Consider the following 20,226-nt stretch of genomic DNA (forward strand, 5'->3'; position numbering starts at 1 on the left):
CATGCACGGGCGCCGCAGCTGGTTACCGCTGCCAGCGATCCTGCGCTGGTGGGTGACGAGTCCGTGCTCATCGCGCGCCGTGCAGGCTGCATGGTTGCCATCGGAAGGCGCCGCGCTGCGGCGGCGATTATCAGGCGCGCATTTCCGGGCCGCTCTTTGACCGCATCGACCTGCATATCGAAGTGCCGGCCGTGGCTGCCGCCGACCTGGCCTTGCCCAGCCCGCGCGAGGGCAGCGCCGAGGTGGCGGCACGGGTGGCACAGGCCCGCGCCATCCAGCGCCAACGCTATGCCGGCGCCAGCCAGGGCGGCGAGCCGGTGCGCTGCAATGCCGAAGCCGATGGCGAATTGCTGGAACAGGTGGCAACACCCGATGCCGCCGGCCGCAGCCTGCTGGCCAAGGCGGCCGAAAACCTGCGGCTGACCGCGCGCGGCTATCACCGCGTGCTGCGCGTGGCGCGCACCTTGGCCGACCTGGCCGGCAGCGACGGCATCAGCCGCCTGCATGTGGCCGAGGCTTTAAGCTATCGGCGCATAGCGCTGGCGCGCTGAACCGGCTCAGCCGGCGAAACCGCCCTCAGCCAGAAAGGCCAGTTCCTCGGCTGTGCTGCTGCGGCCAAGAATGGCATTGCGATGCGGAAAACGCCCGAAACGCCGGATTATCGCGCGATGGCCCTCGGCATGGCGCAGAATTTCCGGCCCCAGTGGGGTCTGCAAAGCCACGGCGCGTTCCTGATCGGCCAAATCCTCGGCATGGGAAAACGGCAAGTAGATGAACAGCCGCAAATCCGACTCGATCTGCAAATCATGGCCCTGGGCGATCGCCTGATTGGCCGCCTGTCGCGCGGCAGGGTCTGTGGCATACATGCGTGGCGTGCCGCGGAAGCAGTTGCGCGGAAACTGATCGAGCAGAATCAACAGGGCCAAAGCGCTTTCCGGCTGGCTTAGCCAAGGCTGCAAGTCGCCACGCGCCGCCGCCTCATGCAAGCCCATAAAGCGCTGGCTGAATTCGGCATCAAACGCCGCATCCTTGGCAAACCAGCGCGCCGGCCCGGCAACACGCCAGAAGTTGGTCACGTCCTGCGCGGTCATTTTCAGGCTGCCCGTGCCAGCCGGACGGCTTGCGGGTAACTGCCCACCAGAATGCGTTCAATGGCATCACCAGCCGCATTGCCAAGCGGCAGCAACAGCTTTGCCATGCAGGGATAAAGCTGGCTGTTGCACGAATTGTCGAAGCGGAAATAGACCGGTGCGGCCGTGTCCAGACAGCGGCGGAAAAACGGTTCGCTCGATTCCCGGCCGGCGCAAATCTCGTCGATATAACGGTTGGTGATGCCGTGGCCGCGATAATCATCCATGCGGGCGCCAGATAATGTCACCCGGAAACGCAGGGCCGGCTGCCGCTCCACCGCCACGATGGCGATATTGCCGAGCCAGGGGCGCAATTCCAGCGGCCCGAAGGCGCTGCGTGGCGGCATCGGCTGCGCACCACGCTGCATATCCCAGTATGCTTCCAAGGCGCGCAATTCTTCCGGTATCTGCATGATTGCCCCCGCTTCCCTGTTTTCTGGCCCCTGCTTGATGGCCTCAGCCTGCGCCGGCTGCGCGCCGAGGGCTGTATCAACGATCACAAAACCGGCCAGGGCAAATCCGCCATTGTATTCCTGACACAGTTTTGCGAGATTTTTATGCTGATCGGATAAAAGGCGGCGCTGGCCTGACATGGGCGGGAGCAGGACACAACCTTATCGACTGAAGCTGCTGCGGCCGGAATCCGGCCAGAGCGGCATTGGCAGCCGCATCCGCGTTTTCCGGGAATACCGCGAACTCAGCCGCGCCGAACTGGCCCGGCTCTGTGCCTGCCGCGAGAGCGAACTGGCCGATTATGAGACCAACCAGCGCCCGGTGCCGCCGCACCGGCTGCGACGTATCGCCCAGGCGCTCGGCTTTCCGCCCAGCGCCTTCGCCACCACTTCGCCGCGCCAGCCCGGCCTGCCGCCGGATGATTTTGAGCTGGAACGCATCGCCTTCCTGTTCAGCCAGATTGAATCCGAGGCCGAGCGCAGCAAACTTTTGCGCACCGTGGCCCGGCTGATGGAAGAAGCCCTGGTCAAGCCGCATTGAAGCGCTGCCAGGGCCAGGCAGGCGCCGATGCAGGCGCCCGCCTGGCGGTCGATCAGACTTGCAGACCACCCGAAACATCAATCGATGCAGGCGCCCGCCTGGCGGTCGATCAGACTTGCAGACCACCCGAAACATCAATGATGCCGCCGGTGATATAGCCGGCATGCGGGCCAGCCAGGAAGGCGATTGTGCCGGCGACTTCCTCCAGCGTCGCAATGCGCCGGATCGGATGCAGGTCCATGATGGCCGGCGGCACGTTGCTGGCGACTTCGGCCGCCATGTCGGTGGGCATGATACCGGGTTGCACAACATTCACAGTGATATTGCGCCCGCCGAGATCACGCGCCACACCCCGGGCATAGCCGGCAATCGCCGCCTTGGTGCCGGAATAATCCGCCACGCCGGCAAATGGCACCCGGCTGCCTAATAGCGAGCCGATGAAGATGATGCGCCCGCCATCGGCAATCCTGGCGGCAGCGGCCCGGGTTGTCGCCACGACACCCAGCACATTGATCTGCCATTGGCGGTCAAGGCCCACCGTGTCGAGGGCGGGGTCATCCACCGTCTTGCCCTGCACCGCGATAGCGGCATTGTTCACCAGAATGTCGAGCCGGCCGAAATACGCCAATACTGCATCCACCAGCGACTTTGCAGCGGTGGCATCGGCCTGATCGCTCTGGATCGCCAAGGCGCGCACGCCCTTGGCCTTCAGTTTTTCTACCACCGCATTGGCCTTTTCGGCCGATGCCACATAGCTGATGGCCACGTCCGCGCCCTGTTCGGCAAGCGCATCCGCCGCCACAGCGCCCAGGCCGCGCGAACCGCCAGTGATAAGGGCAACCTTGCCCGCCAGACTCTTGGTCATGCTTGATCCTTTCATCAAAACACAAATAGGTACCGAAATTACATAACGATCATTACGGTAACGCTCATTTGTGAATTGGACACTGGAAGTCAAGCGATTTAGTAACAATCATTATGGAATGGACATTGCAGAATTGATTGGACCCACAGATGGGACGCCACCGCGAATTTGACCCTGACCAGGCCCTGGATGCCGCAATGGCAGTGTTCTGGCGCAAGGGCTATGAAGGCGCTTCCTATGCCGATCTGGTGGCGGCAACCGGTGTGGAGCGGCCGGCGCTGTACAAGGCTTTTGGCAACAAGGCGGCATTGTTCCGGCTTGCGCTTGCGCGTTACAGCGAACGCTACTGGGATTACATGCCGGCGGCCCTGGCACAGCCCACTGCGCGTCAGGTGGTGGCCGATATGCTGAAGGGCGCGGTGGAACTCAGCACACGCTACCCCGACCGCACCGGCTGCCTCGGCATCAACGGTGCGCTGGCTGCCTCGGATGACGCCGAGCCAGCACGCCAGGCGCTGATTACGGCGCGGGCCGACGGCGAAGCTGCGCTGCGCGCCCGTTTTGAACAGGCACAGCGCGAAGGCGACTTGCCGAAAACGGCAGACCCGGCGGTGCTGGCCGCCTATTTCATGGCCGTGATGCACGGCATGGCAGTGCAGGCCAAAGCCGGCTTTGCGCGTGAAAAGCTGCTGGCAGTGGCGAAGCAGGCAATGCAGTCCTTGCCATCGGGCAAAGAACGCTGAGGCATCGGCCAGCCCGGTTGCCAAGCCGCCAGGGCCTTGTTACGGTTTTGTGACAAGAATCATTTCCTGGGAGGGAACCTCATGCGCCTGGCACGCCGCTCGTTTTTTGCCGCCTTCTGCGGCCTCGCCATGACCGGCCTACTTGCCAACGCGGCGCCAGTTCAGGCCCAGGCGCTGGAAGGCAAGGTGGTGATCATCACCTCCTTCCCCAAGGACCTGACCGGCCCCTATGCCGCCGCTTTCGAGAAGAAGTATCCCGGCACCAAGGTGGAAATCCAGAACCGCAACACCACCGCCGCGGTGGCATATATCCGCGAGACGCAGAGCAATCCGCCCGACCTGTTCTGGGTTTCGGCGCCGGATGCTTTTGAAGTGCTGAAAAAGAACAAGCTGTTAAGCCAGTATAAGCCCAAGGCCGAAGGCATCCCGGAAAAGGTCGGCGCCTTCCCGATCAACGACCCCGAAGGGCATTTCTTCGGCTTTGCCGCCTCGGGCTACGGCATCATGTATAATTCGCGCTACCTGCAAGGCAACAAGCTGCCGGCGCCAAAGGAATGGGATGATCTGAAAAAGCCGATCTATGCCGGCCATATCGGCATCTCGGCACCATCACGCTCGGGCACCACGCATCTCACCGTGGAAACCATCCTGCAAGGTGAAGGCTGGGCCAAGGGCTGGGCCACGCTGCTGGAAATCGGCGGCAACCTGGTCACTGTGTCGGATCGCAGCTTCGGCGTGCCCGATGCGGTGAATAGCGGGCAATACGGCCTTGGCATCGTGATCGATTTCTTTGGCCTGGCGGCCAAGGCCAGCGGCTTCCCGGTGGAATTCGTCTATCCCGAACTCACCACCATCGTGCCGGCCAGCATCGGCATCATCAACAACGCCAAGAACCGCAAGGCCGCCGAGGCTTTTGTTGATTTCATCCTGTCGCCCGAAGGCCAGGAAATCCTGCTGGAGCCGAAAATCCGCCGCCTGCCGGTGCGCCCGGAAAGTTACGCCAAGGCGCCGGCGGATTATCCCAATCCGTTCAAGAACACCAAGCTGGGCGCCAAGGTGGCGTTTGATTCTGATCTCTCGGAAGCGCGTTACGAACTGGTCAATTCGCTCTATGACCGGCTCGTAACCTTCCGCCTCAAGGAGTTGAACGAAGCCTGGAAGGCGATCCATGCCGCCGAAGCCGCCATGGCGAAGAAAAAGACGCCGGCAGCCGAGAAGCTGCTGGCCGAGGCGCGCGCCCTGGCCACCACTGTGCCGGTCAGCGCCAAGGAAGCCGGCGACCCGGCAATTGCCGGTGCCTTCCAGCCAGTTGCCAAGGACAAGCCGGCCCCGGCCCGTCAGGCACAGTATGAAGAGCAATGGGACGCCTTCGCCAAGAAGAACTATGCCGAGGCCAAGGCGCTGGCTGAACAAGCCGCCAAAGCCGCGAAGTAAAAAGTAAATCGGCGTGATAACCAACCTGTTGGCGCGCAGCCGCTCTGCCCTGCGCGGCCAGGCTTTTGCCCTGGTACTGGCGGCGGGCGTCGGCCTGTTCCTGCTGCTGTTTCTGCTGCTGCCGGTGCTGAGCGTGGTGCTGACCGCGTTCCGCGCCGCTGATGGCAGCTTCACGCTGGTGCATTTCGCGGATTTTTTCCGCACCTCGCTGTTCCGCGAGAGTTTCTTCAATTCCTTCTATGTCGCGGCGATGAGCGTGGTCTGGGCCACCCTCATCGCCGTGCCACTGGCCTATCTGCTGGCGCGTTTCCGGTTTCCCGGTGCCTCGCTGATCCAGGCCCTGGGCGTGATACCGCTGGTGATGCCACCCTTTGTCGGTGCTGTGGCGATGCAGCTGATCTTCGGCCGCAATGGCAGCGTCAACCTGCTGCTGAATGACTGGTTCGGCTTCCGTATCGGCTTCATGGACGGGTTGAATGGCGTCGTCTTCGTCGAGGCGCTGCATTATTTCCCGTTCATCCTGCTTAACCTGACCGCCGCGCTGAACAATATCGACAACGCGATGGAGGAAGCGGCGCAGAATCTCGGTGCGCATGGCTTCACATTGTTCCGCCGCATCGTGTTTCCGCTCGCCCTGCCCGGCTATGTCGCCGGCGCCTCGCTGGTCTTCGTCAAGGTATTCGACGATCTCGGCACGCCTTTGCTGCTCAGTGTCACCAACATGCTGGCGCCGCAGGCCTATCTGCGCATCACTTCAGTGGGCATGGGCGACCCGATGGGCTATGTCATCGCCGTCATCCTGGTGGGCTTTTCGTTGGCCGCCATGGCGCTTTCGGCGCTCGCCCTGCGCGGCAAGGATTATTCCACCCAGCAGCGCGGCGGCGGCGGCCTGGGTCGGCGGCAATTGAGCAAGCCACAGATGGCGCTGGCCTGGGGCTTCATCATCCTGGTGCTGCTGGTGGCGCTCAGCCCGCATCTCGGCATCCTGCTGCTGTCACTTGGCACGATCTGGAGCTTCAGCGTGCTGCCGGATGCCTTCACCCTGGCGCATTACGCCACCGCCTGGCAGGAATCCTCGGCGCAGATCGGCAATACCGTGCTGTATTGCGGCCTGGCAGCCTTGATCGACTTGGTGCTGGGCACCGCCATCGCCTGGCTGATCCTGCGCAGCAAGCTGCCGGCGCGGCAATTGCTGGATCATATCGCCACCGCCGCCCTTGCAGTGCCCGGCCTGGTGCTGGGCATCGGCCTGCTGCGGCTGTATTTCGAGGTGAAATTGCCCGATGGTTCGTCGCTGGCCACCTTCTGGGGCATGCTGGTGATCGCCTATGCCATCCGCCGCCTGCCCTATGCGTTGCGCGCCTGCATGGCGGCGCTACAGCAATTGCATGTCAGCCTGGAGGAAGCCGCCGAGATGCTTGGCGCCGGCAAGTTGACCACGCTGCGCCGCATCGTGGTGCCGTTGATGACCGGCGGTCTGGCCGCCGCCTTTGTCACCAGCTTCGCCACCGCCTCGGTGGAATTGTCGGCCACGCTGATGCTGGTGACGCGCGATGTCTCGGCACCGATTTCCTATGGCATCTATACCGCGATGCAGACCCCGGCCGGACGCGGCCCTGGCGCCGCGCTCGGCATCATCGCCGTGCTGCTGGTGGCGCTCGGCACCTGGGCTTCGCATCGCATTGCCGAGCGCGACCGCGCCCGGCGCGGCTTGAGGAGTGCGGACCAATGAGCGGCGTGAGCATTGCGGATGTGCGTTTCAGCTATGGCGCGCAGACCATCCTGGACAATGTCTGCCTGGAGATTGAGCGCGGCGAGTTCTTTGCCTTCCTCGGCCCCTCCGGCTCGGGCAAGACCACCCTGCTGCGTCTGGTGGCCGGCTTCGGCATGCCCGATGCCGGCACGATCCGCGTGGGCAGCCGCGACGTAACCACGCTGCCGCCATGGCAGCGCAATGTCGGCATGGTGTTCCAATCCTATGCTTTATGGCCACATATGACCGTGGCCGAGAATGTCGCCTTCGGCCTGGAGCAGCGCAAAGTGCCGCGTGGCGAGATTCCCGGCCGCGTGCAGGCTGCGCTTGATCTGGTTGGCCTTGGGCAATATGGCGCACGGCGGCCGAGCCAGCTTTCCGGCGGCCAGCAGCAGCGCGTGGCGCTGGCGCGCACGCTGGTGGTGGAGCCGGAAGTGCTGCTGCTGGATGAACCGCTCAGCAATCTGGACGCCAAGCTGCGCGAGGAGATGCGCGACGAATTGCGCCTGTTGCAGCGCCGCACCGGGCTGACCACGATCTTTGTCACCCATGACCAGGAAGAGGCCAATGCGGTATCCGACCGCATGGCCCTGCTGGATGGCGGCCGCATCCAGCAGATCGGCCGCCCGGTGGATCTCTACGACCGCCCGGCCAATCGCTTCGTCGCCGGCTTCCTGGGCAGCGCCACGCTGATCGAGGGCCGGGTGCGGCATGGTCATTTCGAGGCCGAGGCCCTGGCCCTGGCCTTGCCCGCCGCCGAAGCCCGCGACGGCGCCGCCTGCCTGGCTTTGCGGCCCCAGGCGCTGGCGCTGCTGGCGCCCGCTGCCGACGGCCTGCCCGGCCAGGTGGCCAGCCGGCAATTCCTCGGCAGCCTGGTGCGCTATGCGGTGCAGCTCGGGCCACACCGGCTCAACGTGGACCGGCTCTACCGGCCCGGCGACGCGGTATTCGAGGCTGGGCAGAATGTATCAATCCAAGTGCCGCCGGAATCGGTGCTTTTGTTGCGCGATTAAGCAGCGGCGCGACTTTTCCGGTCCAACCGGCTCGGTTATTCTGGCGCCAACCAGAGGAAACCACAGCATCATGTCCCATTCTTCGCTTCCCGCGCTCGCCCAGGGCGTCAACGACCTGCGCGCTTCCGAAATCCGCGAGCTGCTCAAGCTGATCAACCGCCCGGAAATCATTTCCTTTGCCGGCGGCATCCCCGATCCGGCGATGTTTCCGCTGGAAACCATCGGCAAATCCTATGCCGCAATCCTGGGCGACCCGGCGCGTGCCGGCGATGCCTTCCAGTATTCGATCAGCGAAGGCTTTCCGCCGCTGCGCGACTGGATTGCTGGTTATCTCAAAGGCCATGGCATCGACACTGGCGCCGACCGCATCATCATCACCAGCGGCGCCCAGCAGGCGCTGGATTTCCTCGGCCGTGCCTTCATCGAGCCGGGCGACGGCGTGGTGATGACCGATCCGAGCTATCTCGGCGCGATCCAGGTTTTCGGCACCTACCGGCCGCATTTCATCGCCGTGCCGATGGATGCCGAAGGCGCCAAACTGGCCGAGCTTGAAGCCGCCTTTGCGCAAAAGCCGAAATTCTTTTACCTGACGCCGGATTTCTGCAATCCCGCCGGCATCACCACCAGTCTGGCGCGGCGCGAGGCGATCCTTGATCTGGCCTACAAGTATAACGTGGCGATCATTGAGGATTCGCCCTACGAGGAACTGCGCTATGATGGCGCGCGGATCCCGAGCTTCGCCGCCCTGGAAGCCCGGCGCGGCGCGGCGAATGGCAATCTGGTGATCTATGTCGGCAGCCTGTCCAAGGTGCTGACGCCGGCCCTGCGCATCGGCTGGGTGTCTGCTGATGCCGGACTGATCAACAAGCTGGTGCTGCTGAAGCAGGCTTCCGACCTGCATTGCTCCACGGTGAACCAGATCATCGCCAACGAACTGGCGCGTAATTCGCACGCCAGCCAGGTGGCCAAGCTGCGCCCGACCTACAAGGCACGGCGCGATGCCATGCTGGCGGCGCTGAAGCGCAGCTTCCCGTCCGAGGTGACCTGGAATGTGCCGGATGGCGGCATGTTCATCTGGCTGGAATTCCCCGAGGGCGTGGATTGCGCTGAATTGCTGGCGCAGGCGATCAAGGACAGCAACGTGGCCTTTGTGCCCGGCTCGGCATTTTACGCCACCGAGCAAAAGCGCAACACCGCTCGCCTGAGCTTCTCGCTCGGTGAGCCGGCGCGTATCGAGGAAGGCATCGAACGCCTGGCGGTGCTGGTGCGCAACGTGTTGCAGGCCAACGCGGCAGCGGCCGAGTGACCATAGAGCCTGTGCCGGCAGCCGGGATCGAGGTGGCCGAGGTCGATGTCGCCGTCATCGGTGCCGGCCCGGTGGGTCTGTTTGCCGTGTTTCAATGCGGCATGCTGGGCCTCTCTTGCGCCGTGCTGGATGCTTTGCCGGAAATCGGCGGGCAATGCAGCGCGCTCTATCCGGAAAAGCCGATTTACGACATTCCCGGCTATCCGCGCATCGCCGCCGCCGACCTGATTGAAAAGCTGGAAACCCAGGCCGCCCCCTTTGCGCCGCGTTATCTGCTGGGCCAGCGTGTCGAAACGCTGCAACGGCTGACTGAGGGCGGCTTCCGGCTCGGCACCAGCGCGGGCAGCCAACTCACAGCCGGCGCGGTGATCCTGGCCGCCGGCGCCGGTGCCTTCGGGCCGAACCGGCCGCCGCTGGCCGGCATCGAGGCTTATGAAGGCAGGGCGGTGCATTATCTGGTACGCCGGGCCGAGGATTTCCGCGGCAAGCGCGTCGCCATCGCGGGCGGCGGCGATTCCGCCGTGGATTGGGCCTTGGCGCTGCATGGCGTGGCCAGCCATATCCATATGATCCACCGCCGCGAGCAATTCCGCGCCGCGCCGGAAAGTGTCGCCCGGCTTGCCGCCCTGCGTGGCCAGGGCGTGGATTTTGTTGTGCCCTATCAGCTTGCCGGCCTGGAAGGCGACGGCGGGCGGCTTGATGCCGTGCTAGTGCAAGACCTGGATGGCGCCAGCCTGCGCCTGGAAGCCGAGCATCTGCTGGCCTTCTTTGGCCTGCGCAGCGAACTCGGCCCGATCCGCGATTGGGGCCTGGCCCTGGAACGCCAGCATGTGACGGTGACGCCCGCCACCTGTGCCACCAGCGCAGCCGGCATCTATGCCATCGGCGACGTGGCCGACTATCCCGGCAAGCTGAAACTGATCCTGACTGGCTTTGCCGAAGCCGCCGCTGCGGCGCATGCCATCTATCCGCAATTACGCGGCCAAGCGCTGCATTTTGAATATTCCACCAGCAAGGGCCTGCCGGAACCCTGACGGCGCGCTATACAATGCGGCTGGTCTTGTTGCCCCAGTAGCGGTCTTTTATCAGGCGTTTGTAGAGCTTGCCGGTTTCATGCCGCGGCAAAGCCGGATCAAAATCGATACTGCGCGGGCATTTGATCGCGGCCAGTTGCTGGCGGCAATAGGCGATCAGCTCGGCGGCAATTTCCGGCGAGGCTTGCGAAGGCTCGACCAATTGCACCACGGCTTTCACTTCCTCGCCGAAATCCTCGTTCGGCACGCCGATCACCGCCACATCGGCCACCAGCGGATGATCGATCAGCACATTCTCGGCTTCCTGCGGATAGATATTCACCCCGCCGGAAATGATCATGAAAGCCTTGCGGTCGGTGAGGTAGAGATAGCCATCGGCATCGAGATAGCCGACATCACCCATGGTGGACCAGCCCTTGTCGTTGAACGCCGCCTTGGTCTTTTCGGCATCATTGTGATAGGCGAAAGGCAGGCCGCCTTCAAAATGCACCACGCCGGTCTGGCCCACCGGCTGCACCGCGCCATTCTCCTCATTCACAATGCGCACCTGGCCGATCACCGCACGGCCCACTGAGCCCGGCCGTTGCAGCCATTCCGGCGCGGTGATGATTGTGGTGCCGTTGCCTTCCGATGCGGCATAATATTCATAGAGTATCGGCCCCCACCATTCGATCATGCGGCGCTTGGTCTCGACCGAAACCGGCCCCGCGCCATGGATCGCAACGCGGTGTGTGCCGAGCCTGTAGCGCTGCCGCGTCGTCTCGGGCAGCTTGAGCATGCGCACGAACATGGTCGGCACCCAGTTGGAATGGGTGACGCCATATTGCTCGATCAGCGCCAGGGCGCGTTCAGCATCAAAATGCTCCATCACCACCAGGGTGCCGCCCACCCGGCTGACCACCATGGTGTAGCGCAGCGGCGCGGCATGGTAGCCCGGCGCTGGCGAGAGATAGACCATATCGGCGTTGTAGCCGTAGATCCTGAGCGCATTTTCATAGAATGGCGTGGAGACACCCACCGCATCGCCATTCAGCGGCCGCTTCACGCCTTTGGGCTTGCCGGTGGTGCCCGAGGAATACAGCATATCGCGGCCCTGGATTTCGTCCGCGATACGCTGCGGCGGCTGCGCCATGATGGCGGCATCCCAATCGAGCCAGCCGGCCGGCAAGGCGGTCGATGCGGCGCCGATCAGGTAGAAATGCGTCACATGCGGGCAGAGGCTGCGCAATTCATCGGCGATCTCGGCGAATTCCGGTCCGATCACCACCAGCCGGGCGCCGCAATCATTGATGATATAAGCCACTTCCGGCGCGGTCAGCCGGGTGGATATGGCCGTGTAATACAGTCCCGCACGATCAGCGCCGAAACACACATCATAGAATTCGACACAATTGCCGATCAGCAGCGCCATATGGTCGCGGAAACCAAGCCCGGCGGCGCGATAAAGCTGCGCGGCGCGGTTCGACATTGCTTCCAGTTCGGCATAGCTGCGGCTTTTGCCGGTTTCAGCAATCAGAATAGCGGTCTTGTCGGGCTGCTTGGCCGCCCATTCGGTAATATACATGCCTGTGTCTCTCTCCCTGGAGGAAAGAGTTTAGGCGTGGCCCTCGACGTGGATCAAGCCGTCCTCGGGCTGGAAGCGATTCTGATATTTCGGCGCAATGCGCGAAACCGGCAGCAGGATGAACACATCGGTGGTGCCGAATTGCTCATCCACCACGGCGCCATCGCCGATATAGGCGCCGAGCCGCAGATAGGCCTTGATCAGCGGCGGCAGGGCATGAATCGCCGCTTTGGGGCTGACCTGATCGGCCGGCAGGATATTCATGCTCTCAAAACGCGCCGGCAGTGCGCGCACACGCCAGGCTTCCGGCGGCAGGTGATTGTGATGCAGATAGCTCAGCGCCAGGGCATGCGCCGATGGATCAGTGCCGGCCAGCGAGGCGCAGCCGAACATGAATTCGATGCCATGATCGTCGATATAGGTGGAGATACCGCGCCACAAAAGCTGGATGATGGCATTGGAGCGATAATCGCGATGCACGCAGGAACGGCCCAGTTCAAGCAGGCCGCCATGCGGGCCGACATGCCGCAGCATCGGCCCGAGATCATATTCCGACGCCGAATAGAAGCCACCATGGCGCTCGGCCACGCTGCGCCGCAACAGGCGATAGGTGCCAACCGCCTGCTGGCCGCTGGGCAGCGAACGGTCAAACACCATCAGATGGTCGCAGAGATCGTCGAACTTGTCGAAATCGCGCTGGCTCGCCGCCATCTCTGGCGTCGGCTGTGCCGCCATTTCCTCATAGAAGACCTGATAGCGCAGGCGCTGTGCCGCCCGCACATCATCGGGCCGGCGTGTCAGCCGGACCTCGAAACGGCCATCTGCCGAGGCGCATTGCCAGCCCAGCAGAGCCGGGTTGAGCGCTACGGCGGCGGATACGACGAGGGGGACTTGCATGTTCATGCTCCGACTATCCCGCCACACTGTTGAGGGATCATGTCATTTTCGTGACATATAAGTGAAAGCAAGCGCTTTGGTAAGCCGGTACCGTACTCAAGGATAAAATTCAACTAAACGAATTTGACGAATTTACTGCTTTACGGGGATTTTTCAACGAGCCTTGTTGTCGCACCCGGGCGCATCAACCAGGCCAGCAGCGCCAGACCGGGCAAGGCAGCCACTGTAGTAAGGACAAAAAACAGCGGCCAACCGAGCGATTCGGCCAGATAACCGGCCGAAGCCGATAGCCAGGTGCGGGCTACGGCGGTGAGCGAGGACAGCAAAGCATATTGCGTTGCCGTGTAAGCCACGTTGCACAAAGCTGACAGGTAGGCCACCAAAGCCGCCGTACCCATGCCGCCGGCCAGGTTCTCCACCCCCACGGTGAGGGCCAGGAACCACAAATCCGGCCCGCGCATCGCCAGCGCGGCAAACAGCAGGTTCGAGCCCATTTGCAGCAGGCCGCAGAACCACAGCGAACGGTAAAGTCCAACTGCCTGCATCAACCAGCCACCGAGAAACAGACCCAGCATAGTGGCGCCGAAACCATAAAGCTTACCGATCTCGGCAATATCCTGCCGGGCGAAACCGAGCTTGAGATAGAAGCTGGTGGCCAGCGCGCCGGCCAGGCTGTCGCCGAGCTTGAACAGCATGACAAACAGCAGCACCGCCACCCAGCCGCGGCGGCTCATGAATTGCGCAAACGGGCCGGCCAGGCTGACATAGAGCCAGGCCGTCAGCTTTGCCAGGGCGCCGCCCAGATGCGGCCGCTGGTCGAGCCAAGCCTGCGCGGCAGCAAAGCGGCGCTCGGCATCCTCACGCGGCCGTGCCGGCGGCTCGCCTACCAACAGCACGGTGAGCGTGCCGAGCAGCAGCAACGCACCAAGCCCAAGATAAACCACCGGCCAGGCAAAATAGGCGCTGGCATAAAGCGCGCCGGCCGAGGAAACCAGCATGCCGATACGATAGCCAAACACGATGCTGGCAGCACCGGCGGCCAATTGCCGTTCGTCCAGGATTTCGACCCGCCAGGCATCAATCACAATATCCTGGGTCGCCGAAGCGAAGGCCACCGCCAGTGCCCAGAAAGCCGTGATATGCAAAGCCTGGCCCGGATCGGATAATGCCAGGCCACAAATCGCCAGCAGCAGCAGAGCTTGCGAAAAGATCAGCCAGCCGCGCCGCCGGCCGAGCCGCCGGGTCAAGAGCGACAGGTCGAGACGATCCACCAGCGGCGCCCAGAGAAATTTCAGCGTGTAGGGCGTGCCGATGGCAGCAAACAGGCCGATGGCCTTCAGCGAAGTGCCGCTATCGGTGAGCCAGGCCTGCAAGGTCTGGCCGGTCAGCGCCAGCGGCAGGCCGGAAGCAAAGCCCAGCACCAGGATCGCCAGCACCCGGCGGTCGCGATAGACCGCAAAAGCGGCAAGCCAGGCGCGCAGCCTGTCCATCGCCGCCTACGCCGTCTGCCGCATCGCTTCGGCGCCAGCCAGGTCAACCGAGACCAGGGTGGAAACACCGCGTTCTGCCATGGTGACACCGAACAGGCGATCCATCCGCGCCATGGTGATCGGATGGTGCGTCACCACCACAAAGCGGGTGCCTTCGGCCAGCACGGCGGTTTCCCTTGCCATTGCTTCCATCAGATTGCACAGGCGTTCCACGTTGGAATCGTCGAGCGGCGCATCAACCTCGTCAAGCACGCAGATCGGCGCCGGGTTGGTGAGGAACACCGCAAAGAGCAGGCTCAGCGCGGTCAGCGCCTGTTCACCACCCGAAAGCAGCGACATCACCTGCAAACGCTTGCCAGGCGGTGACGCCATGATCTCAAGCCCGGCTTGCAGCGGATCGTCGCTTTCCACCAATTGCAGATGCGCCTTGCCGCCGCCGAAAACCTGCACAAACAGCTTCTGGAAATGCTCGTCCACCTGCTTGAAGGCATCCAGCAGGCGTTCGCGGCCTTCCTTGTTCAGCGAGGTGATGCCCTGGCGCAGCTTTTCGATGGCTGCCACCAGATCATTCTGTTCGCTGGTCAGGGTGTTGAGCTTTTCCTCAACCTCTTGCGCTTCCAGATCGGCGCGCAGGTTGACCGGCCCCATATTGTCGCGTTCCTTGCGCAGCCGTTCCAGGCGGTTTTCCACCTGCGGCAGCGGCGGGAAATCCTCGTCCGGGTCCACTTCGCCGGCTTTCAGCACTTCATCCGGCGCGCATTCCAGCACTTCGCGGATACGCAAGGCCAGTTCCTCGCCGCTCTGGCGCTGATGCTCCAGTTCGGCCTCGGCGCGCACGCGCCATTCGCGGCCCTGACCCAGCATCTGTTCCAGTTCGCGCGCGGTCTTGGCCGCCAGGGCCTGCGCCGCCTCGGCATTGGCCAGATGATCGGCCAATTCCTGACGCGCGGTTTCGGCCTTGGCCAGTTCATCCAGCAGGCCGCTGCGCTTGCCTTCAATGCCGGCAGGGATTTCATAAAGCCGCAGCAACTCGGCCTCGGCTTCCTCGCGGCGCAGGCCAAGCTGCTCCAGCTGGCGCCCGGCATCGGCGGCGCGGCCTTCTGCGCCCTCGATCTCCTCGGCGATAACCTGGAGACGCTGAACCCGGGCCACCATGTCACGGCGCATCTGCTCCAGCGCAGCGCGGGCTTCGGCCAAAGTCTGGCGCAGCGCATCCACATCCTGGCGCAAGGCCGCGATACGCTCACGCAACAATTCTTCCGGCGGCAGCGCAGCCAGCGCCTCGGCCAACGCCTTAAGCGCGGTTTCGCCTTCCTCGATCTCCAGACCCAGTTGCAGAATCTGATCCGCCAGCGCAGCCAGGCGCGATTGCCGCTCGGCTTCACGGCGCACCACTTCAGCCTGGCGTGCGCGCGCCGCTTCCAGTTCACGCTCGGCACGCGCGATATCCTGGCCGGCCCGCTCACGCGCCGCCTGGCGTTCACGCTCGGCCTGGCCCAAAGCCTGGCCGGCACGCTGGCGCGCTTCGTTGCGTTCGCGCTCCACGGCGGCGATGGCGCCCTGGCCGCGCTCACGCGCCTGATTACGCTCGCGTTCGGCCATGGCAATCGCCGCCTGGCCCTGCTCGCCGGCGCGGGCGCGATCCCGCTCGGCCTGCTGCACCGCCTGCTCGGCCTGCTGCCGTGCCTGCTGGCGCTGGCGTTCGGCCTGCTGCACCGCCTGTTCGGCCTGCTGCCGTGCCTGCTGGCGCTCACGCTCGGCCAGCACCACCCCCTGCTCGGCGCGCTGGCGCGCTTCGTTACGCTCACGCTCGGCCAGCACCACCACCTGTTCGGCACGCTGGCGCGCTTCGGCGCGGTCGCGCTCGGCCTGGGCGATCAGCGCAGCGGCGGCATTACGCGCCTCGTTACGCTGGCGCTCGGCCTCGCCCACACCCTTGCCGGCTTCAAGCCGGGCTTCGTCGCGCAATGCCTCGGCCTGGGCCACGCCGCCACGGGCATCGCGCTCGCCCTGCACAGCGGCTTCGGTGGCCTGCTTGGCTTCGGCATAGGCGGCCTGGGCATCGGCCAGCTTGATTTCCAGTTCGCGCAATTCCTCGCGCAGATCGGCCAGGCGGTTGCGCTGTTCCAGCTTGATCGAAGCCGGGGTCGGCGCACCGGCCTTCATGGTGAAACCATCCCAGCGCCACAAGGCACCGGATTTGGAAACCAGGCGCTGACCCTGGCGCAACTGGCCGCGCAGGCGCAGGCCATCGGCTTCCTCAACAATGCCGATCTGGCTCAGGCGGCGCGCCAGGGCCGGCGGCGCCGTCACCTGAGACGCCAGCGAGGCCACACCTTCAGGCAGCGGCGGTGCATCCACCAGCGGCGGCAAAGCCTCCCAGAACATCGGCGCGCCGCTATCCACAGCGCTGTTCAATTCATCGCCCAAGGCTGCGCCCAGCGCCTTCTCAAAACCGGGCGCCACCGACACCTGATCGATCACCGGGGCGAACATGTTGTTGTCGTCGGCCTTGAGCAAGCGCGCCAGACCGGCTTCCTCGGCCTTGAGCCGGGTCAGTTCACCCTGCATCGCCTGCCAATTGTCGCGGGCCGCCTGCTCAAACTGCTGCAAACGCTGGCGCTCAGCTTCGGCTTCCTCAAGCCCGGCCCGTGCTGCCGCAATCAACTGCGCCTGTTCGGCTTCGGCGGCGGCCACCAGGGCGCGCGCTGCCTCGATTTTTTCGGCATGCTCGGCTTCCACGCCAGCCAGAGCCGCCCGCGCCGCCTCGATCTTGCCGGTATGCTCGGCTTCCACCGCGCCCAGGCCGGCCCGCGCCGCCTCGATCTTGCCGGCATGATCGTCTTCCACCGCACCCAGGCCGGCCCGTGCCGCCTCGATCTTGCCGGCATGCTCGGCTTCCACCGCGCCCAGGCCGGCCCGTGCCGCTTCGATGCGGCCGGCATATTCGGCTTCCACGCCATTCATCGCGGTGCGCGCCGCTTCCACCTTTGCGGCCTGCTCGGCTTCGATCTGGCCCAGTTGCGCCCGCGCCGCTTCCACCCGGGCGGCCTGCTCGGCCTCGATGGTTTCAAGCGCTGCGCGCGCCGCTTCGATCCGGCCGGCAAAATCGCTTTCCACGCCATCCAGCGTGGCGCGGGCCAGATCAACCAGCTGTGCCTGCTGCTGTTCGGCAGCATCCAGCGCCGTCCGCGCCGCTTCCACGGCAGCCAGGCGGGCTTCGATTTCCGCACCGGCATCAGCGGCGGCGGCCACGGCGCCGGCATCGCTTTCCAGGCGAGCATGTTCTTCGGTCAGTTCAGCAACACGGGCGCGCAGCCGTTCCAGGCGGCGCTCGGCTTCCTGAATGCTCTGGTTCAGCCGGGTGCGTTCGGCATGTTCGGCAGCGGCACGCTCGGTGGCGGCATCCAGTTCCTGCTGCCGTGCCGTCACTTCCTGCTGCGCTGCTTGTGCCGTGGCCTCGGCCTGCTCCAGCAGGGCCGGCGCAGCTTCCTCGCGGGCGCGCAACGCGCTGCCTTCTTCGGCCAGGCGCTGCAACAGGGCGGCGGCGGCGGCGGCCAGGCTCTGCTCACGCGCCGCATCGGCGTTGATCTGCTCCAGCCGCTGCTCAACCTGCGCCGCCGCCTCACGGGCGCGGGCCTCCTCGGCATCCAGGCCATCGCGTGCCACCGCCAGGCGATGCAGCCGGGCGCCGGCCTCGGCTTCGGCCTGACGCAACGGCGGCAGGGCTTCAGCGGCAATGCGCTCGGCCGCATGCGCCTCGGAAACCTGCAAGGTGCGGTCGGCAACGGCGCGTTCGGCTTCATGCAAAGCCGCCTCGGCCTGGGCCAAAGCCTGCTGCAACGCCGTGTGGCGCAGATGGAACAGCATCGCTTCGGTGCGGCGGATCTGGCCGGCGATATTGCGGTAGCGGCTGGCCTGGCGCGCCTGGCGCTTCAGGCCCTGCAATTGCTGGTCAAGCTGGCCGATCACATCGACCACACGCTCCAGGTTGCTTTCCGCCGCCTTGAGGCGCAATTCGGCTTCATGGCGCCGCGAATGCAGGCCGGAAATGCCGGCCGCCTCTTCCAGCAACATGCGGCGATCCGTGGGCTTGGCATTGATGATGGCGCCGACGCGGCCCTGGCTGACCATGGCCGGCGAATTGGCGCCGGAAGCCAGGTCGGCAAAGAAAAGCTGCACATCGCGGGCGCGCACATCCTGGCCGTTGATGCGGTAATCCGAACCGCGCTCGCGCTCGATGCGGCGCACGATCTCCAGATTTTCATGATCGTTGAAAGCGGCCGGCGCGGTGCGGCTCTTATTGTCCATCACCAGCGCCACTTCGGCGACATTGCGCGCCGGCCGTGTGGCGGTGCCGGCAAAGATCATGTCGTCCATGCCGGCGCCGCGCATGCGCTTGGCCGAATTCTCGCCCATCACCCAGCGCAGGGCTTCGACCAGATTCGACTTGCCGCAGCCATTCGGCCCGACCACACCGGTAAGGCCGGGATGGATCACGAATTCGGTCGGCTCCACAAAAGACTTGAAGCCGGAAAGGCGCAATTTGGTAAACTGCACAGCCTTACCCTTTCAATACGAATTCACACTGAATCCGTTATCCGCTCAGCGCTTGCGGAGCAGGAAAATCGAGATGCCTGCCACCAGCAGCACCACGATGGCGATGGCGATATAGGTTTTGGCATTGCCGCCGAGCCAGTCACCCGAACCCGCCGCCTGCGGCAAGCCGCCGCCAGCCGGCGCGGCGCTCTTGGCGCCGCTGGCCACCAGATCGTCAAGCAGCTTGCGGAATTCATCGACATTCGGCACGCCGGGCAGATTCTTGCCATTGACGATCAGTGTCGGCGTGGAAGTGACGTTGAACTTCTGATTGCCTTCGAGGCGTGAATTCAGGATGTAGTCGTTGATTGGCTGATCGCTGAAGCAGGCCTCCACCTGTTCCGACGACATGCCGCCCAGGCGGGCAATCTGGGTCAGCGCCGCGCGCGGATCGCTGGCCGTGGCCCAGGCGCGCTGCTGGCTGAACAGCACATCCAGGAAACTGAAATAACGCTCCGGCCCGGCGCAGCGAGCGATGGCGGCACCCGCCAGGGCAAGCTGATCGAGCGGGAAATCGCGGAAGATCAGGCGCACTTTGCCGGTATCAACATATTCGCTCTTCAGCACCGGCAGCACAGTGGCGTGGAAACTGGCGCAATGCGGGCAGGTCAGCGAGGCATATTCCACGATGGTGACCGGCGCATCGGCACGGCCTATGGCCATGTCCTGCAAACGCGGATCGGCCGTCTGGGCCTGAGCCTGATGGCCGGCCAGAGCAAACAGAAGGATGGCAGCGAGACGCAGCATATAGTTCATGAAGAGGCTCCTACCCCCAATATCCAGGGTATATTTTACGGATTCCGGCGCCGGGGCTTCAACCCGACTCCCTCTCTTATCCACAGGAATCTGGCGGCAATGGGGCGGGACTAAACGCTACCCAGAAGGGATCGCCCAAGAGTCTCAAGCGCTTGGCGGAGATTCTTGTCATCAACGTCTGACAACATTTCACCCAGCCGCTTGGCCTCGTCCGGGCTCAGGCGGCGGCTATGCCGCATCGGCGGGGCTGCCGCGACTCGGGGCCGCACCGGCATCTGCTTCAATTTCAGGCCCGCCACCACGCGATAGCCGAAATAGCTGTTGATGCGTTCCACCACCAAAGGCGCCAGATGCTGCAATTCCAGCGCCTGGGCGCCGGTGACCGCCACTTCCAGCGTGGCGCCATGGCCATCCTTGGCGCCGTAATGCAGTTTTTCCGGCTGGGTATCGGCGCTGAGCAACGGGCCGACAATTTCCGGCCAGCGCGCCAGGATGTCGCCAAAAGCCGCGCCGCGCCGCTTCACCAGCGGATTGGTCAGCCGCGCCAGCGCCACATTCAGGCCACGCGGCCCGCCTATCCGCTTGGCGGCATCATGCGGCCGCTTGGCGGCGGGTTTTTCAGGATCGGCCATGCCGCAGCATAGCCCAC

Annotated in this window: 17 protein-coding genes and 1 pseudogene; 9 read left to right on the forward strand and 9 right to left on the reverse strand. The window is 64.3% G+C overall.

The features are described from left to right. Nucleotides 1-86 precede the first annotated feature (86 nt). Both KBB36_RS20985 and KBB36_RS07595 read left to right on the forward strand, forming a co-directional pair. A pseudogene (locus tag KBB36_RS20985) lies at nucleotides 87-191 on the forward strand (ATP-binding protein); the annotation flags it as partial. Beyond that, entirely contained in the window at nucleotides 192-551 is a 360-nt protein-coding gene (locus KBB36_RS07595) for a hypothetical protein (protein WP_366933176.1), read from the forward strand. A gap of 6 nt (nucleotides 552-557) precedes the next feature. Here the strand turns inward: KBB36_RS07595 and KBB36_RS07600 are convergent, their stop codons facing one another. Together KBB36_RS07600 and KBB36_RS07605 are read right to left on the reverse strand one after the other, a co-directional pair. Continuing rightward, nucleotides 558-1,091, reverse strand: a complete 534-nt coding sequence (locus KBB36_RS07600; RefSeq protein WP_290978373.1) for a DUF924 family protein — start codon at nucleotides 1,089-1,091, stop codon at nucleotides 558-560. Between the two features lie 2 nt (nucleotides 1,092-1,093). Continuing rightward, complete coding sequence (locus KBB36_RS07605; RefSeq protein ID WP_290978374.1) at nucleotides 1,094-1,543, reverse strand: PAS domain-containing protein; 450 nt, start codon at nucleotides 1,541-1,543, stop codon at nucleotides 1,094-1,096. Nucleotides 1,544-1,721: 178 nt separating this feature from the next. On the opposite strand from KBB36_RS07605, the gene KBB36_RS07610 reads away from it, so the two are divergent. Beyond that, on the forward strand, nucleotides 1,722-2,123 hold the full coding sequence (locus KBB36_RS07610; RefSeq protein ID WP_290978375.1) for a helix-turn-helix transcriptional regulator: 402 nt from the start codon (nucleotides 1,722-1,724) through the stop codon (nucleotides 2,121-2,123). Between the two features lie 109 nt (nucleotides 2,124-2,232). On the opposite strand, the gene KBB36_RS07615 is transcribed toward KBB36_RS07610, so the two are convergent. Then, entirely contained in the window at nucleotides 2,233-2,988 is a 756-nt protein-coding gene (locus tag KBB36_RS07615) for an SDR family oxidoreductase (RefSeq protein WP_290978376.1), read from the reverse strand. Between the two features lie 149 nt (nucleotides 2,989-3,137). On the opposite strand from KBB36_RS07615, the gene KBB36_RS07620 reads away from it, so the two are divergent. The 6 genes from KBB36_RS07620 to KBB36_RS07645 all read left to right on the forward strand — a co-directional run bounded on the left by KBB36_RS07620 (nucleotide 3,138) and on the right by KBB36_RS07645 (nucleotide 10,271). Continuing rightward, nucleotides 3,138-3,731 carry a TetR/AcrR family transcriptional regulator gene (locus KBB36_RS07620; RefSeq protein WP_290978377.1) on the forward strand — a complete coding sequence of 198 codons (594 nt, stop codon included), beginning with the start codon at nucleotides 3,138-3,140 and terminating at the stop codon, nucleotides 3,729-3,731. Between the two features lie 81 nt (nucleotides 3,732-3,812). Next, nucleotides 3,813-5,165, forward strand: a complete 1,353-nt coding sequence (locus KBB36_RS07625; RefSeq protein WP_290978378.1) for an extracellular solute-binding protein — start codon at nucleotides 3,813-3,815, stop codon at nucleotides 5,163-5,165. Nucleotides 5,166-5,178: 13 nt separating this feature from the next. Continuing rightward, nucleotides 5,179-6,897: an iron ABC transporter permease gene (locus KBB36_RS07630; RefSeq protein WP_290978379.1), complete on the forward strand. Its 1,719-nt coding sequence runs from the start codon at nucleotides 5,179-5,181 to the stop codon at nucleotides 6,895-6,897. Further along, a complete protein-coding gene (locus tag KBB36_RS07635) occupies nucleotides 6,894-7,931 on the forward strand; it encodes an ABC transporter ATP-binding protein (RefSeq protein ID WP_290978380.1) in 1,038 nt (345 codons plus the stop codon). The genes KBB36_RS07630 and KBB36_RS07635 overlap by 4 nt, the downstream gene beginning before the upstream one ends. Nucleotides 7,932-8,001: 70 nt before the next feature. Then, entirely contained in the window at nucleotides 8,002-9,237 is a 1,236-nt protein-coding gene (locus tag KBB36_RS07640; protein ID WP_290978381.1) for a PLP-dependent aminotransferase family protein, read from the forward strand. Beyond that, nucleotides 9,234-10,271 (forward strand): NAD(P)/FAD-dependent oxidoreductase, encoded by a 1,038-nt coding sequence (locus tag KBB36_RS07645; RefSeq protein WP_290978382.1) that lies wholly within the window; start codon nucleotides 9,234-9,236, stop codon nucleotides 10,269-10,271. Before KBB36_RS07640 ends, KBB36_RS07645 begins: the two co-directional genes overlap by 4 nt. Before the next feature lie 7 nt (nucleotides 10,272-10,278). Here the strand turns inward: KBB36_RS07645 and KBB36_RS07650 are convergent, their stop codons facing one another. The 6 genes from KBB36_RS07650 to KBB36_RS07675 form a co-directional block, all read right to left on the reverse strand. Next, nucleotides 10,279-11,835, reverse strand: a complete 1,557-nt coding sequence (locus KBB36_RS07650) for an acyl-CoA synthetase (RefSeq protein ID WP_290978383.1) — start codon at nucleotides 11,833-11,835, stop codon at nucleotides 10,279-10,281. A gap of 30 nt (nucleotides 11,836-11,865) precedes the next feature. Then, complete coding sequence (locus KBB36_RS07655) at nucleotides 11,866-12,732, reverse strand: GNAT family N-acyltransferase (RefSeq protein WP_290978384.1); 867 nt, start codon at nucleotides 12,730-12,732, stop codon at nucleotides 11,866-11,868. Nucleotides 12,733-12,872: 140 nt separating this feature from the next. Further along, on the reverse strand, nucleotides 12,873-14,222 hold the full coding sequence (locus tag KBB36_RS07660) for an MFS transporter (protein ID WP_290978385.1): 1,350 nt from the start codon (nucleotides 14,220-14,222) through the stop codon (nucleotides 12,873-12,875). Nucleotides 14,223-14,228: 6 nt separating this feature from the next. Continuing rightward, nucleotides 14,229-18,782, reverse strand: coding sequence for an AAA family ATPase (locus tag KBB36_RS07665; protein ID WP_290978386.1), 4,554 nt, complete (start codon nucleotides 18,780-18,782; stop codon nucleotides 14,229-14,231). 45 nt (nucleotides 18,783-18,827) lie between these two features. Then, on the reverse strand, nucleotides 18,828-19,577 hold the full coding sequence (locus KBB36_RS07670) for a DsbA family protein (RefSeq protein WP_290978387.1): 750 nt from the start codon (nucleotides 19,575-19,577) through the stop codon (nucleotides 18,828-18,830). A 110-nt stretch (nucleotides 19,578-19,687) separates the two neighbouring features. Continuing rightward, complete coding sequence (locus KBB36_RS07675) at nucleotides 19,688-20,209, reverse strand: DciA family protein (protein WP_290978388.1); 522 nt, start codon at nucleotides 20,207-20,209, stop codon at nucleotides 19,688-19,690. Between the last annotated feature and the right edge of the window lie 17 nt (nucleotides 20,210-20,226).

This window comes from Ferrovibrio sp. (assembly GCF_017994015.1).
GTDB lineage: Bacteria > Pseudomonadota > Alphaproteobacteria > Ferrovibrionales > Ferrovibrionaceae > Ferrovibrio.